Raw genomic sequence first — 14,820 nt, forward strand, 5'->3', positions numbered from 1 at the left:
TCGGGCCTGACACCTTCCCCGAGGGCCTTCCGGGGTCCTACAGATACGTCGCGGCCCGCCGCAAGGCGCTGGCCGCCTCACCGCCGCTCGCTACCTTCTCGTGCGCGACGATGAGCCGGACGAGGTCCGGAAGCGCCGCGAGCCGCTCCAGCTCGGCTCGGAGTGCCTTCCGGTCCTTGACGAACAGGAGCTTCGACAGCCGGGAGACGCGCGGCCCGGGTGCCGAGCCCAGCACCGTGGTGAAGAACCAGCCGAGCGGGTCCTTCTTCCGGTCCATGTTGAAGACCACGTCGTTGAGCACCACCGTCGTCCCGTCGCTCGAACGCACGAGCATCGCCCCCTCCTCTTCACCCACACCCTTCAGCGTCTCGAGCCGGACGGTGTCGTCGCCCGGGAAGTCCTCGTACGTGCCGTCGACGGGCACGACCTCCTCGACGCCCTTGCGACCTCCCCGGGGAGCGAACACGCGCAGGGCGGGATAGCGCTTCTTGTAGGCGGGTGCATCGAGCCGGTGCGCCCGGTTGGGAACGAGGAGCACCGAGGGAGTGCCCAGGGCTTCGAGCTTGCGTTGCTCCTGCTCGGCGAGGGCGATGGCGCTGTGGATGACGAGGGAGCCGTCCCTCGTGCGCACGACCGTCATCACGCGTTTGAGCGACATGCCTTTCAGCGACCCCTCCACGCGCCAGAGGTTCTCGGCGAGCTGTTCGATGGGGCCATGCGGCAGCACCTGCCACGCGTCGGAAATCTTGGAGGCCATTCGCGGTACCGTAAGCCCTCGACGGCCTCCTCAACCACCTAGAAACAGACCCAATACCGCCGCGGCTGGAACCTTGTTCAGGGTACGTATTCTCTCTTTTTCCCTCCTTCATCGGATTCGATGCCCTGGCGGTGTTGAATACCAGGAAGGCGATAATGGGATTGCGGCATTTCTGGGGAAATCGCCCTGGGACGTGTCGCGGAGGGGGGGATGGGGCCCAGTGGCTCGTCACGCTCCCATCACGCCTGACCGGTAGACAGGGTGCACCGCTCGCAATCACGCGCAGGGGGTGCAGCGGAGCCTTCGGGCCCGCTGGAAACAAGAGGATTGAAAATGTCGCATATTCGCAAGTGGCTCGGGGTGGGCAGTGCTCTGGTGGGATTGATGGTTGTAGGATGCGGCGGCTCCATCGAGGAGCCCACGCCGGGCAACGAGCCGCAGCGGTCGGAGGCTGTTGCTGGCGAGGTGGCTGCGAGCGGCTGTGGGGACTACGGTTGGTGGACGTGCCCCGATGATGGGTTCGACTGGCTCTACTTCGCCTGTCCCTCCAACGAGGATCTGAACAGGCTCGAGGCTCGTGATGTGTGCAATGCCTCGTGCGTTGCCACCTGCGTTGACAGCGGCTGGATCAGGGGCTGAGGTTCGTCCAGACGACCAGGGGATGGCATGACCATTCCCTGGGTGCCTCCACTCCATCGGCATTTCCGGCGGCTGCACGCAGCTTATTCAAGGCCGCCCTGACGCCGGTGTCGCGCTTCACGCCAGCCCGACGCCAGGGGAGCCCGCGCCGCGCCCATGGTTCGAGCCTTGCACGAGCGCGCCGGCGAACCCTCTTCCCAGGAGCCCTGGTGCGTCTCAATCCCTCCCTGTACGGAGTCTGTCTCGTCCAGACCGTGATGGCCCTCGCGGTGTTGCTGAAGGCCTCACCCGCCGAGTCCTGTTCTCCACCGCCGTCCCCCAGTCTCTACTACACGTTCACCGGGAGCCTCCCTGGAGACGGGGAGACGGAGGTGTCCCTGGATGGGGTGGTGCTGCTCACCTCGCGAGCCTGGCGGATCGAGAGCAAACCCACGCATACCCCGGAGATGTTCGAGAACGTCCTCACGGTCACCGTCACGGATGGCGAGACGGGCGTGGTGGTTCCCGGGAAGCTCCGCTCCTGGTGGGGGGCGCCCGCCGGTGTTGCCTGGCAGCCCGACAATCCCCTGCTCCCGAACCGGCGCTACGAGCTCGTGGGCGAGCTGCGGCAGAGCCACGCCCGGCCCGCGGAGGCCCAGGGGCCCACCGCGCTGCGCGAGACGTTCTCGACCGGGACGCAGGTGTCTCCTCCCCTCGAGCTCCTCGGCGGACTGGACGTGAGCCTCGAGTCCTTCGAAAAGGACAAGCTCGACTGCGGAGGGCCCTACAGTGGCTCGTGCGATTGCAGGAAGGTCGGCACGGAGAGGGGCACCCGCGCGAGGGTGCGCGTGCCCGAGGTCCGGGGCGGAGCCGCGCTCGGCACCTATCACTTCGAACTTTGGATCTCCGACCGGACGCCCTACCGATTCGACGAGCCGGACCAGCACCTGGAGCACGACGTATCCCAGGGCATCTGGGGCGTGAACAGCTCGGGTGGGCCGGCCGAGACCCTCATCCCGATGCCCGAGCACGATGACTCCTACACACCGTGCTTCGCCTGGCGCGTGCGAGACCCCGCGGGGCACATCCTGGAGGGCACGCCCGTATGCCTGAAGGAAACGGTGGAGCCTCCCGGGCTCCTGGGCTGCGCGGTGGCCGGGGGGACGGCGAGCACCAGGACCACGGCGTTCCTGGCGCTCCTCGGTACGTTGACCCTCATGTGGAGGGTTCGCCGCCGTTGGGGTTGAACAGGTTGCGCGGCCTCCCTACCGTCCCGGGGATGCGGAACAGCTTCCGGCGCGTCCTCGTCGCCACGCTCTCGGCGTGCACCCTCTTGGGGGTGCTGCTGGTGATGAACTTCGCGTCCATCTTCCTGTGGTCGATCACCCCCAGGAAGCCCTTCCGCGAGGCACGTCCCCCCGCGCCTCCCGACTACACCCAGCCCTCCGCCTGGAGCGCTCTTCCCGAGCTCCAGGACCTCGCGGACACGGTGCTCCCGTCGAGCCCGGGCCTCGAGCAATCCCTGGCGCCCGTGGATGTCTTCTACATCCATCCCACCACGTATGTCGGTGGCGAGTGGAATGGCCCTATTGATGATGTCCCGCTCAACACGGCGACCGACCGGGTGGCGACACTCATTCAAGCAAGCGCCTTCAACGCCTGTTGCGCCATCTACGCGCCTCGCTACCGGCAGGCGAACCTGACCGCCTTCACCCATCAGAGCGAGGAGGGGAGGGCGGCGGTGGACCTCGCCTACCAGGACGTCGCCGCGGCGTTCCGCTCCTGGCGGGAGACATACAATCACGGACGGCCCTTCATCCTCGTGGCACATAGTCAGGGAACCGTGCATGCCAGACGCCTGCTCCGTGAGCTCGTGAGCGGGACGCCCCTGCGACACCAGCTCGTCGCCGCGTATCTCATTGGGATTCCGATGTCGGAAAGCGCGCTCCGGCGGGGCCTTCCCGACATTCCCTTCTGCGCGTCCCCCGTGCAGACCGGATGTCTCATCGATGCAACCCCACCCCGGGTGATGCCAGGCCTCACCGGAGCGCAATGCAAGGAGGGGAGGCTGGAGGTCCTCGTCGGCGGAGGGCTGCCGCGGGACCTCATGAGCCGGCTGCTCGATCACGCGCTGGGCAGGGGCAACCACCATCCCGTGGAGTTCCAGCTCTTCTACATGAACATCCGCCGCAATGCGTCCGAGCGGGTGGCGGCGTTCCTGCTCACGGGCGCCACCCCGAACACACGCGGTGACCCCTAGCGCCGGGCCCGGCCGTCTCCGCGGAGCCTCAGCGTTCGACGATGTCTGCGCTCCGCAGGTACGGGGACGCCTCGACAATCGCTTCCACGGTCCAGCCCCTGTTGGCGCCGTGGCCCTTTTCGTCGCAATCGCCGTCGGTGTGGATGCCCATCAGGTGTCCCTGACGGTTGAGCACGCCCGCGCCGGAGCTCCCGACCAGTGTGTCCAGGTCCGTGTAGTAGACAAGCTGGCTACATGAGTCCAGGAAGCTGCCTTCGGCGATGACCTTGGGCCGGCCCCGGGGATGCTGGATGATCGCCAACCGCTCGCTGGCCCGGGTCGACAGCAAGACCGGCGTGACCTCGGGAAGCACGTCGAGCTGGATGAGCGCGTAGTCGGGTTCGAGCGACTGCTCGATGACGGTGCCCTCGGTCACCAGCGGGTCGCCGTCGGGCTCGTCCTCGAAGTTGAAGACCAGCAGCGACCGGTCCCCGAGCCCGACACAGTGTCCCGCGGTCACCACCACCGGCCCCGCGCTCGCTTCGATCAGCGTTCCGGTGCAGCGTCCGTCGATCAGCACGACCGCGTCTTCCCTGTCCTGGATGACGTCGGCGAACTCGCCCTGGTAGCTGTTGATGGGGGTGAAGTCGAGGGTCGGACCGCACTGCCAGAGGCTGCTCACCTCCGGTTTCTTCGGCTCCTCGCAGACCAGGGGAGCCGCGGGCACCGCGTTTCCACAGGCTGAAATGCTCAGGGTGACGGTGCCCGCGAGGAGCGGGCCCCACAGAGTCAGGAACGGACCAGGGGGCTGTCGCTTCATTTCTCAGTACAGGTAGTTCAGCGCGGTCCTGTCAGAGCTGGTCCACTCGCCGGTCTCGGTCGACCGGAAGCAGGAGTTCATGATCGACCCGCCCACCGTGGCCGTGCTCGGCGTGCCGGGGATGAGGACGGCGCCCACGCCAGAGGTTCCCTCATTGGTGGCGGTGCCGCCGCAGCTGATGGACCGGTTGTAGTAGTCCGAGTGGCGGAAGCCGATCGCGTGGCCAAGCTCGTGGGTGATGACGTGCTCGTTCACATCAAGGCTGTAGCTGTTCAGCCCGGTGCCGATGTTGATGGTCCCGTAGGGCTTGCCGCCCGAGGGGAAGCCAGCGGAGCCGCCGGTGCCGGACATGGTCTGCGCGGTGATGTTCGCGGTGCAGCCGGTGGTCGGGCCGCGCGCCATGGTAATGCGGAGCCCCAGGCTGTTGTAGTTGGCAATTGCCTGATCCAGGCCCTGGCTGAGCCGGGTGTAGCTGTTGAACGTGGAGGTGGGGTTGATGCAGATCTTCGTCACGCTGGTGCCGACGAGATTGGTCGTCCGGTACTGCTCCGCGCTGTCATGGCCGTGCTGGAGCATCTCGCGGGACGCCTCGAGGGTCACGTGAGCGTCGCGGCCCACGTACACGGCATCCTCGAAGACCATGATGTCGTCGGCCGGGAAGCCGGCCTCGATCAGGTTGGAGATGATCTCCTGGTTCTCGGCCTGGGGGTCGGTACCGCAGCCAGCCAGCACCGCGCCACAGCTCACCACGAGGACTGCCGCTTTCTTGAACATGTTCGTTTCGCCTCTAGACGGGGGTTGGACGCCGTCGCCTGGGGGGTTCCAGCCACGACCGCGCGCCCCATGCCATGAGCAACCCTCGGGCCAACACAGAGGCACACCGGAAAACAGGGACTTGGCGGACCATCCCTGATTAGCCCTGGAGCACGGATACACCCGCCGTCCTGGTTCTTCTTGTAAAGAGTCCTGACGTTTCCTGGTGAATTGTTTGTTGGCTCAACGAGTTGTGCGCACGACACCCGGATTGTCCGAGTCTCGGACGGTGTGCCCTCCAATCGGACAGCGGGTCCACATCCCGGGGGCCACCGCGGCATGCAACCCGCGAGGGACGAGCAGGGGCGACAGCGAGACCCAGTGGGGGGGGCGCCGAGGTAGCCGGCCGAGCCCGTGTAGCCTCCGATGAGGACGGGTACGCGCGTGAAGCTCCACCCTCCCCGGAGGAATCCTTCCCCTCGGGGAGTGCGCTTCCGAAATCCACCTGTAATTCCGCGCGACCCTCCTCGTCTCCGGGTGCACTCGGGGCCATGACGGCCTCGGCACACTCACGGAGAGCGGCATGATTGGCAAGTGGTGAGACGACGGTGGCAGTGGGAGCGGGCAGGCACGGCCGCCTGGGGGGACCTTCGGCACGGTTCGGGGCTGCCGTCATGCTCGCGTCCTCGCTCCTCCTCGCGTGCGGAGAGCGTGTCGAGGCTCCGGAGGCGTGCCTGTCTTCCCCCTCGGTCGACGCCTCGGCGCCGATCACCCGCTTCGGTGTCCACTTCAGGGCTGGTTCGGCTCCGCTGCGCATGGGGACGGAGCTGTCGTCGGCCAACGGGGCCACGTTCAAGACCTCCAAGGCGCGTATGTACCTCTCCCAGGTCGCGCTGTTGGGCGAGGGGGGCGAGCGCGTCTCCGCGGAGTTGGTCGACGAACAGGGCAACCGGCTGCCCTACGGCGTCACCCTGGTGGATCTCGAGAACCCCGACTCCCTCAACGTCTACGTCCAGGCGCCCGCGGGCAACTACCGAGGAATGGCGGTCTCGGTCGGCGTCCCGGAGGACTGCGCGTCGGGCGAGGGTCTCAATCACGCGGATGCGTCGGCGATGGAGGCTCCGCTCGACGTCGATTCGGACATGTATTGGAGCTGGAACTCCGGCTACGTGTTCCTCAAGTTCGAGGGGCAGGTGAAGGATGCCGGCGGCTGGGAGGGCTTCTTCTACCACGTGGGCGATGACGAGCGCTTCGCCTCGCTCGAGCTCGACGCGCCGTTCTCCATCCCGCCCGAGGGCGGCTCCGGTCCCGAGCTCATCGCGGACTTCAACCAACTCCTCGTGTCGCCCACCGGCGCGTCCAGGCCCGACATCACCGACCCGGACGAGCGGGGTGTCCACGGCGGCGCCCTGGCGGACTCACTCGCCGAGAACATCCGCGGCTCCCGGTTCCTCCGTCTCGCCCAGGAGCACGAGTAGGCCATGCGCTCCATCTCCCTCCTCGTTCTCTCGTCCGTGCTGCTCTCCGCCTGCGGCTCCGACGAGCTCGTCACCGTTCCCAAGAGCTTCCCCGCGATGCGAGTGCCGGCGGACAACGCGCTGACCCGCGAACGCGTCGACCTGGGAAGGCGGCTCTTCTTCGACCGGCGGCTCTCTCGCACCGGCGAGGTCTCCTGCTCGAGCTGTCATGAGCAGAAGCACGCGTTCGCCGACCCCCGGCGCGTGAGCGAAGGCATCGAGGGCAGACAGGGCACCCGGAACGCGCCGCCCCTGTTCAACCTCGCCTGGAACAAGTCGTTCTTCTGGGACGGCGGCGCGCCCACGCTCGAGCACCAGGTCATCGGACCCATCGTCAATCCGCTCGAGATGGACATGCGGATGGAGGACGTGGTCGGCCGGCTGGAGGCCGACGCCTCCTACGTGCGCCAGTTCGAGGCCGCCTTCGACCAGAAGCCCGGCCCCGAGGGGGTGACGAAGGCGCTCGCGTCCTTCATGCGCACGATGGTCAGCGGAGAGAGCCGTTACGACCGCTTCAAGGAGGGGGAGACGTCGGCGCTGTCGGAGTCGGAGAAGCGCGGCATGGACCTCTTCTTCTCCGAGCGGGCCGAGTGCTTCCACTGCCACGTCGGCTTCAACCTCACCAACAATGGCTTCCACAACAACGGGACGCGCCCCGACGACCCGGACCTCGGGCGCGAACACATCACGGAGAAGGAGTCCGACCGTGGCAAGTTCAAGGTCCCGAGCCTGCGCAACGTCGCCGTCACCGCGCCGTACATGCATGACGGCTCGCTCGAGACGCTGGAGGACGTGGTCGAGCACTACGCGAAGGGGGGGCAGGGACATCCCAACACCGACCCGACCATCCACCCGCTCGAGCTGAGCGCTCAGGAGAAGGCGGACCTGGTGGCGTTCCTCCGCTCGCTCACCGACGAGGCGTTCCTCGAGGACCCTCGCTTCCAACCCGGCCGGTGATGGACAGCCATTCAAATACATTTCGAGCTGCGAGCATCAGCTTCTACTGGGGCCCTCCGCGTCCCTGGTGACATTTCGTCCGGCGCGCCCAGGCAACTACAATAACGGAGCCCCGTTCACCGGGTGGGCCCAGAAGGAGCCATTCATGCACCGCAGAGACTTCCTCCGCACGGGCCTCGCGCTCGGCGGCGCCGCCCTCGCCTCCACTCCCGGCTGTGCCACTGCCCCACTCCCCGCCAACCCTTCTCAGCCCGCCCCCGCGTCCACGGATTCCTGGGCGGCCTTCCGCGCCGGGTTCGACCGCACCCACGACGAGGTGGACCTCAGCGGCTTCCTCCTCGCGCCTCATCACCGCTCCGTGCGCGAGGCCATCGAGGTGTATCGCCGGGCCCTCGACGCCAACCCCTTCAAGGCGTTGAAGGACTATTCGCGCGCGGCGGACACCGAGACGTGCCGCGCCGCCGCCAGCTATCTCGACGTGAAGCCGGAGGAGATTGCCATCACCACCAGCACCACCATGGGACTGGGGCTCGTCTACGGGGGCTTGAAGCTGCGCGAGGGCCAGGAGGTCCTCACCACTCCCCACGAGCACTACTCGACGGACACGTCCCTGCGGCTGCGCGCGGAGCGCACCGGTGCCACCCTCCGGCACGTGTCCCTCTACACCCGGCCCGAGGCCGCCTCCGAGGGCGAAATCGTCCAGGCCCTGCTCTCGGCCATCACGCCCCGCACCCGGGTGCTCGCGCTGACGTGGGTGCACTCGTGCTCGGGCGTGAAGCTGCCCATCCGCGCCATCTCGGACGCACTGGCGGGGGTGAACGGGAACAGGGCCGGGGAAGACCGCGTGTTGCTGTGCGTGGACGGCGTGCATGGACTCGGCTCGGAGGTGGAGACCCTGCCCCAGCTCGGCTGCGACTTCTTCATCGCCGGCTGCCACAAGTGGATGTTCGGCCCGCGAGGCACGGGCTTCATCTGGGGCAGGACGTCCGCCTGGGATGTCCTGACGCCCACCATCCCCACCTTCTATTCCCCCGCCGTGCGCATCTGGGCCAAGGACATCCCTCCGCAGGAGCTGCCCCCGGGCCCCCTGCGCAGCCCGGGTGGCTTCCACGCCTTCGAGCACCGCTGGGCGCTCGGCAAGGCCTTCGAGCTGCACCAGCGCCTGGGCCGCTCGCGCGTGACGGAGCGCATCCATGCGCTCAACCGCCAGGCCAAGGAGGAGCTGACGAAGATGCGGCACGTCCGGCTGCGCACGCCCATGGCCGACGAGCTCTCGGCGGGCATCATCTGCTTCGAGGTGGAGGGGAGGAAACCCGACGAGGTCGTCCACCTCCTCGAGCAGAAGCGCGTCATCGCCACCGAGACGCCGTATGCGACGAAGTACGTCCGCATCTCGCTCGGGCTGCTCAACACGCCCGAGGATGTCGAGGCGGGAATGCGGGAGATTCGAGCGCTCGCCTGAGCCTGCCGCATTTCGAGGAGAAGTACCCGGAAGACGAGCGGCCCCGGAAGGCCATCGAGGCGGGGCGCGCCCGGGCGCGGGGTGAGATGGCGATGAGCGAGGCCCAGGCGGCCTCCGATGCCGACGCCGCCACCGCCAGGGAACGGGAGTGGCAGCTCCGGCGGCTTCCGGTGCATCTTCGGCCCATGGCGTTTCCCTCGGGCGGAGCCTGCGCCACAGCGGGCGGGCCCGGCTCGTAGCCAGTCGGCCGGGCGAGCCATGTTCCCTGTGTGTCTGGATTTTCGACGCGTCCACGCGGGCCACCCGGACGCGGAGTGCCAAATAACCGGGGCGAGCACTCTGTTCCCGCCCGAGCGCCTATGCTGCGGCGTACGGGCGCGACGAGGTCACGGGGACCGGTTCTCGCCAGCGGGTGTGCTCATCGATGCTCGGTATTCCAGGGTACAGGGTTGTTGGCCTCATCCGGGGCACGGGCTCGAATGCGCTGTTCCAAGCAGTTCGTGAGGCCGATGGCCTGCCGGTCATCCTCAAGACGCCCATGATGGCCTCTCCGGGTCGCCTGGAGGGCGAGCGGTACCGGCGGGAGTTTGGAATCCTGCAACGGCTGCGCGATGTGCGGGGCGTGGCGAGGCCCTATGCCTGTGAATGGCTCGGCGAGCGGCCCGTGCTGCTGCTGGAGCGGGTGCAGGGTCATCCCCTGTCCGAGTCCACGGGTGAGCCCCTGGAGCCCTCCCGGTTCCTGGACCTGGCCCTCTCGCTGGTGGCCACCCTGGGGGAGGTCCACTGTCGCGACGTCATCCACAAGGACATCAAACCCTCCAACATCATCCTGGAGCCCTCGGGAGCCGCACGGCTCATCGACTTCGGCGTGGCCACGCTGCAGAAGGTGGAGTACCTGGACGCGGCTCCGACGCACCTGGTCGAGGGGACGCTGGCGTACATGTCGCCGGAGCAGACGGGGCGGATGAACCGGGCGGTGGACTACCGCACGGACTTCTACTCGCTGGGCGTCATGTTCTACGAGTTGTTGACGGGACGGCGGCCCTTCCAGGGGAAGGACGCGCTCGAGTGGTTTCACGCCCATCTGGCGCAGGCGCCCAGGCCTCCGCACGAGCTGAACCCGCGGGTGCCCCCGGCCTTGTCCGCCGTCGTCCTCAAGCTGCTGGCGAAGACGGCGGAGGAGCGCTACCAGAGCGCCGAGGGACTGCGGGCGGACCTGGAGCGGTGCCGCGAGGCGTCGGGCCAGGACGTGCGAGAGGTGTTCGCGCTGGGCACTCGGGACACGCCCATCCGGTTCCAATTGCCGCAACGGCTCTACGGGCGTGAGGCCCAGGTGTCCACCCTGCTGGAGGGCTTCGAGCGGGTGAGGCGCACGGGCAGGCCGGAGTTGTTCCTCGTCAGCGGGTACTCGGGCATCGGCAAGTCCGCGGTGGTGCATGAGCTGCACAAGCCCGTGGTGGAGCGCCGTGGCTTCTTCCTGAGCGGCAAGTTCGATCAGTTCCAGCGGGACATCCCCTATGACATCCTGGCGCAGATCCTCCGGGCGCTGGTGCAGCAGGCGCTCGCGAGGAACGAGGAGGAGATCGCCCGGTGGCGCCAGCAGGTGAACCAGGCCTGGGGAAGCCACGGCCAGGTGCTCGTGGACCTGGTGCCCCAGTTGGAAGTGCTGGCGGGCCCACAGCCCGCGCTCCAGACGCTGCCCCCTGGAGAGGAGGCCCGGCGCCGCTTCTATTGGGCGATCCGCCAGTTCTTCTCGGTGTTCGCCACCCCGGCGCATCCCCTGGTGCTGTTCCTGGATGACCTGCAGTGGGCGGACCCCGCCAGCCTCCAGATGCTCTCCCATCTGCTCTCCGAGTCGGACATCCCCCCGATGTTGTGGCTGGGCGCCTACCGGGACAACGAGGTGAGCGCCTCGCACCCGCTCATGCAGATGTTGGAGGGGGTTCGCAAGGCGGGGGGGAATCTGAAGGAGCTCCGCGTGGAGCCGCTGAGCGTGGCGCAGGTGGAGCAGCTGGTGGCCGACACGCTGCCGGGCGCGACACGGGAGGTGGTCGCTCCCCTCTCGGCGCTGGTGCACGGGAAGACGGGAGGCAACCCCTTCTTCCTGGTGCAACTGCTGGTGGCGCTCCACCAGGATGGCCTGCTGGCGCGGGTGCCTGGAGGCGGCTGGCACTGGGATGCCGAGGCGGTGCGGACGCGCGACTACTCGGAGAACATCGTCGACTTCATGGTGGGCAAGCTGCGCCAGTTCCCCGCTGGCACGCAGCACCTGCTGCGCCTGGCGGCGTGCGTGGGCAAGGTCTTCTCACTCCAGATGCTGGGCGTCCTCGCCGGCCTCGGAGCGGGAGGAGACGTGGAACAGGGGCTCGAGCCCGCGCTCCTGGAGGGCATGTTGGTGCGCTCCGGCCCGGCGGATTACCGGTTCCTGCACGACCGCATCCAGCAGGCGGCCCATAGCCTCAGCTCCGCGTCGGAGCTCGAGGCCGTCCACCTGCGCATCGGCCGGTTGCTGCTCGGGAGCCTGTCCCAGGAACAACTGCGCGAGTCGCTCTTCGACGTGGTGAGCCAGCTCAACGCCGGGGCCGGGCTCATCGAGGACGCCGCCGAACGCCTCCACCTCGCGCGGCTGAACGCCGAGGCGGGTGACAAGGCCAGGGCCGCGGCCGCGCTCCGCCCCGCCATCTCCTATTTCTCGACGGCCTTCTCGCTCATTCCCGGCGACCCCTGGGAGACGGACCGCGCGCTGGCCTTCGAGCTGAAGCTCTCCCAGGCGCGCTGTGCGCTCATGAGCGGCAACATCGCCGAGGCGCGCCGCCTGGTCGAGAATCTCCTCCCCCGGGCGAGCTCCCGTTCGGACATCGAGGCCGTCCATGGCCTGAAGCATGACGTCCACTTCGCCTCGGGTGAGCGCGAGGAGGGCATCACCTGCATGTTGGAATGCCTGGTGTTGCTGGGCATGCCGCTCTCGCGGCACCCCACCTGGGAGGAGGCGGTGGCCGCCCATGAGGAGACATGGGCCCTGCTGGGGGGGCGTCCCATCGAGAGCCTCATCCACCTGCCCCCCATGACCGAGCCGAATGTGGAGCTGGTCATCCGTGCCCTCTTCACACTCTTCAATTCCGCGTACTCCACCAACCCCCCCCTGCTCATCGTCCTCTTGAGCCGGATGGTCTCCCTCTCCCTGCGCCACGGCTTCGTGGCTGCCGCGGTGCCCGGCTTCAGCTGGTTTGGTGTCATCACCGGCTCGTTCTTCAAGCGGTACCGGGACGGCCTTGCCTTCGCGAGGCTCGCCCGCGAGTTCGTCGAGCGCAACGACCTGTCCGCCAAACGGGGCGAGGTCCTCCTCAGCTCACAGTTCAGCAGTTATTGGTCCGAGCCCCTCCCCAAGGCGCAGGAGCTCGTCGTCAGCGGCTTCCAACACGCGCTTCACGTGGGGAGCACGGCTACCGCCGCCTACTGCGGCCTCGAGCTCGTCCTGAACCGCCTGGCCATGGGACACAACCTGGAGGAGGTGCACCGGGAGTCGCTCGTCCGCGGCGAGTTCTTGAGCAAGACGGGCCTCCTGGATCCCCAGGAGTCGCTCCTCCTGGCGCAGCGCTACGTGCAGCAGATGCGTGGCTGCTCCCTCTCGTTCGGCACGCTCGATGGGGAAGGCTTCGATGAGCGGGCCTTCGAGGCCCGACTGCCGCCAGTCCCCAGGAGGAGCACGCGCGCCTTCTGGGTCACCCGGCTCCAGTCGCGATTCATGTGCGGCGACTACGCGGAAGCCCGCCGAGCGGCGGACAAGGCGGCCGAGCTCCTGCAGACCAACAATGGCATCCTCTTCTTCCGCGAATTCAACCTCTACCGCGCCCTGGCCCTGGCGGCGTGCTTCGAGGGCGTCACCGCGGAGGAGCAGCGCCAGTTCCTCGAGGCCATGCAGCGTCACCAGCGGCAGCTGGCGGAGTGGGCGGAGAATTGCCCCGAGAACTTCCACGCGCTCGAGCGCATGGTGGCCGCGGAGCTGGCCCGCCTCGAGGGGCGGCTGGAGGAGGCGATACGCGCCTACGAGGAAGCCATCCGCTCGGCTCGGGAGAATGGGGCCACCCACTACGTGGCACTGGCCGCCGAGCTCGCGGCGAACTTCTGGCGCACGCGTCATGCACCGCTCGTCGCCGAGGGCTTCGCGCGCGAAGCGCGGGCGGCGTACCTGCGGTGGGGTGCCCTGGGCAAGGTCCAGCACATGGAGGCCCAGTGGCCCCACCTCTCTTCCGAGGCGTCCACCCGGGACGAGCTGACCACCAGCAGCACGGCCTCGACCCGCATCGACGCGCTCACGGTCGTCAAGGCCTGGCAGGCCGTCTCCAGCGAAATCGTCCTGGAGCACCTGGTGACCACGCTGCTGCGCGCGGCCATCGAGAACGCCGGAGCCCAGAGAGGCGCCCTGTTGCTCCCCGACGGGGACACGCTGTCGGTGGCGGCCATCTCCGATGCTCCGTCGGAGGGGGCGACCCCCGAGTTGCCCTGGACGCTCCTCTCCTATGTGCGGCGCACGCGGGAGCACGTGCTCATCGGCGATGCCTCCAGGCCGCACCCCTTCTTCGCCGATGCGTACCTGGCGCGCGGCGGAGCGCGCTCGGTGTTGTGCCTGCCCCTGTTGAGGCAGGAGCGGTTCTCCGGAGTGCTGTACCTGGAGAACGACCTGGCGGCGGATGCCTTCAGCCCGGCGCGATTGACGCTGCTGGAACACCTGGCCTCGCAGGCGGCCATCTCCATCGAGAATGCCCGGCTCTATGAGGACGTCCAGCGCGCCAGGGCGGAGCTGCGCCGGGCGAATGAAGAACTGGAGCAGCGGGTGGAGGAGCGCACGCGCGAGCTCAAGCAGGCCCAGGCCCGGCTGGTGGATACGGCGCGCGAGGTGGGTATGACGGAGGTGGCCTCCAACGTGCTGCACAACGTGGGCAATGTGCTCACCAGCGCCGTCGTCAGCCTCGAGGTGATGCGCAAGGCGGTGGGCTCGCTGCGCGTGGGCCGTCTGAGACAGGCGGCGGCGCTCCTGGTGGAGCAGCGGGAGAACCTGGCGGACTTCCTGACGACGAGCCCCCGGGGCAGACAGTTGCCGGACTACCTGACGGCGCTGGGGGAGGAGCTGGTGAACGACCAGACGCGCCTGATGGAGGACATGGAGGCGATGAACCGGCACATCGAGCACATCCGCGCCATCATCCAGGTGCAACAGACGTATGCGCGGAGCTCGCTGATGACGGAGGAGTGCGAGCTGGCCCAGCTCATCGACGACGCCCTGCGCATCCAGACGGGGGCATTGCAGCGCCACGGTGTCACCGTGCACCGGGAGCTGGAGGCGGTGCCCCGGGTGAAGGTGGACAAGCACAAGGTGCTGCAGATCCTCATCAACCTCATCAGCAACGCCAGGAACGCACTGGACTCGAAGCCCGAGGGCGAGCGCAACCTGTGGGTGAAGCTGAGGGCGGAGGGGTCGATGGCACGCATCCAGGTGGTGGACGATGGAGTGGGAATCTCCCCCGAGGTGAAGGGGAAGCTGTTCTCCCACGGTTTCACCACGCGCAAGGACGGCCATGGCTTCGGACTGCACTCCAGCGCGCTGGCGGCACAGCTCCTGAATGGCCGCCTCGGGCTCGACAGCGATGGACCGGGTCGGGGAGCCGTGTCCACGCTGGAGCTTCCGCTCCACTGACG

11 protein-coding genes are annotated in these 14,820 nt (G+C 68.0%); 8 read left to right on the forward strand and 3 right to left on the reverse strand.

From position 1 onward, the window contains the following. Positions 1 to 37: 37 nt before the first annotated feature. Positions 38 to 757, reverse strand: a complete 720-nt coding sequence (locus JQX13_RS15295) for a hypothetical protein (RefSeq protein WP_203409752.1) — start codon at positions 755 to 757, stop codon at positions 38 to 40. 333 nt (positions 758 to 1,090) lie between these two features. Here JQX13_RS15295 and JQX13_RS15300 point away from each other — a divergent pair, with 333 nt between their 5' ends. From JQX13_RS15300 to JQX13_RS15310, 3 genes are all read left to right on the forward strand, one after another. After that, positions 1,091 to 1,396, forward strand: a complete 306-nt coding sequence (locus JQX13_RS15300) for a hypothetical protein (RefSeq protein ID WP_203409753.1) — start codon at positions 1,091 to 1,093, stop codon at positions 1,394 to 1,396. A gap of 209 nt (positions 1,397 to 1,605) precedes the next feature. Then, positions 1,606 to 2,622: a hypothetical protein gene (locus JQX13_RS15305; protein ID WP_203409754.1), complete on the forward strand. Its 1,017-nt coding sequence runs from the start codon at positions 1,606 to 1,608 to the stop codon at positions 2,620 to 2,622. A gap of 5 nt (positions 2,623 to 2,627) precedes the next feature. Continuing rightward, the gene (locus tag JQX13_RS15310; RefSeq protein WP_203409755.1) at positions 2,628 to 3,635 is read left to right on the forward strand and encodes a DUF3089 domain-containing protein; all 1,008 of its coding nucleotides are present in this window, start codon (positions 2,628 to 2,630) and stop codon (positions 3,633 to 3,635) included. Between the two features lie 28 nt (positions 3,636 to 3,663). Here JQX13_RS15310 and JQX13_RS15315 read toward each other — a convergent pair whose 3' ends face one another. Together JQX13_RS15315 and JQX13_RS15320 are read right to left on the reverse strand one after the other, a co-directional pair. Beyond that, positions 3,664 to 4,296, reverse strand: coding sequence for a trypsin-like serine peptidase (locus tag JQX13_RS15315; protein WP_239014765.1), 633 nt, complete (start codon positions 4,294 to 4,296; stop codon positions 3,664 to 3,666). Positions 4,297 to 4,437: 141 nt separating this feature from the next. Continuing rightward, positions 4,438 to 5,208 (reverse strand): zinc-dependent metalloprotease, encoded by a 771-nt coding sequence (locus JQX13_RS15320; protein ID WP_203409757.1) that lies wholly within the window; start codon positions 5,206 to 5,208, stop codon positions 4,438 to 4,440. 653 nt (positions 5,209 to 5,861) lie between these two features. Here JQX13_RS15320 and JQX13_RS15325 point away from each other — a divergent pair. The 5 genes from JQX13_RS15325 to JQX13_RS15340 all read left to right on the forward strand — a co-directional run bounded on the left by JQX13_RS15325 (position 5,862) and on the right by JQX13_RS15340 (position 14,818). Next, the gene (locus JQX13_RS15325; protein ID WP_203409758.1) at positions 5,862 to 6,665 is read left to right on the forward strand and encodes an MbnP family protein; all 804 of its coding nucleotides are present in this window, start codon (positions 5,862 to 5,864) and stop codon (positions 6,663 to 6,665) included. 3 nt (positions 6,666 to 6,668) lie between these two features. Continuing rightward, positions 6,669 to 7,661 (forward strand): cytochrome-c peroxidase, encoded by a 993-nt coding sequence (locus tag JQX13_RS15330; protein ID WP_203409759.1) that lies wholly within the window; start codon positions 6,669 to 6,671, stop codon positions 7,659 to 7,661. Between the two features lie 145 nt (positions 7,662 to 7,806). After that, positions 7,807 to 9,123 (forward strand): aminotransferase class V-fold PLP-dependent enzyme, encoded by a 1,317-nt coding sequence (locus tag JQX13_RS15335; protein ID WP_203409760.1) that lies wholly within the window; start codon positions 7,807 to 7,809, stop codon positions 9,121 to 9,123. A 53-nt stretch (positions 9,124 to 9,176) separates the two neighbouring features. Next, positions 9,177 to 9,362 (forward strand): hypothetical protein, encoded by a 186-nt coding sequence (locus JQX13_RS56300; RefSeq protein ID WP_430384206.1) that lies wholly within the window; start codon positions 9,177 to 9,179, stop codon positions 9,360 to 9,362. Positions 9,363 to 9,547: 185 nt separating this feature from the next. Next, positions 9,548 to 14,818 carry a trifunctional serine/threonine-protein kinase/ATP-binding protein/sensor histidine kinase gene (locus tag JQX13_RS15340; protein WP_203409761.1) on the forward strand — a complete coding sequence of 1,757 codons (5,271 nt, stop codon included), beginning with the start codon at positions 9,548 to 9,550 and terminating at the stop codon, positions 14,816 to 14,818. Positions 14,819 to 14,820 lie beyond the last annotated feature (2 nt).

The sequence above is a fragment of the Archangium violaceum genome, from assembly GCF_016859125.1.
GTDB classification, from domain to species: Bacteria; Myxococcota; Myxococcia; order Myxococcales; family Myxococcaceae; genus Archangium; species Archangium violaceum_A.

Coding starts and splice junctions, on each gene's coding strand:
- JQX13_RS15295 (WP_203409752.1), bottom strand. CDS start 757: ATGGCCTCCAAGATTTCCGACGCGTGGCAGGTGCTGCCGCATGGCCCC.
- JQX13_RS15300 (WP_203409753.1), top strand. CDS start 1,091: ATGTCGCATATTCGCAAGTGGCTCGGGGTGGGCAGTGCTCTGGTGGGA.
- JQX13_RS15320 (WP_203409757.1), bottom strand. CDS start 5,208: ATGTTCAAGAAAGCGGCAGTCCTCGTGGTGAGCTGTGGCGCGGTGCTG.
- JQX13_RS15325 (WP_203409758.1), top strand. CDS start 5,862: ATGCTCGCGTCCTCGCTCCTCCTCGCGTGCGGAGAGCGTGTCGAGGCT.
- JQX13_RS15330 (WP_203409759.1), top strand. CDS start 6,669: ATGCGCTCCATCTCCCTCCTCGTTCTCTCGTCCGTGCTGCTCTCCGCC.
- JQX13_RS15335 (WP_203409760.1), top strand. CDS start 7,807: ATGCACCGCAGAGACTTCCTCCGCACGGGCCTCGCGCTCGGCGGCGCC.
- JQX13_RS15340 (WP_203409761.1), top strand. CDS start 9,548: ATGCTCGGTATTCCAGGGTACAGGGTTGTTGGCCTCATCCGGGGCACG.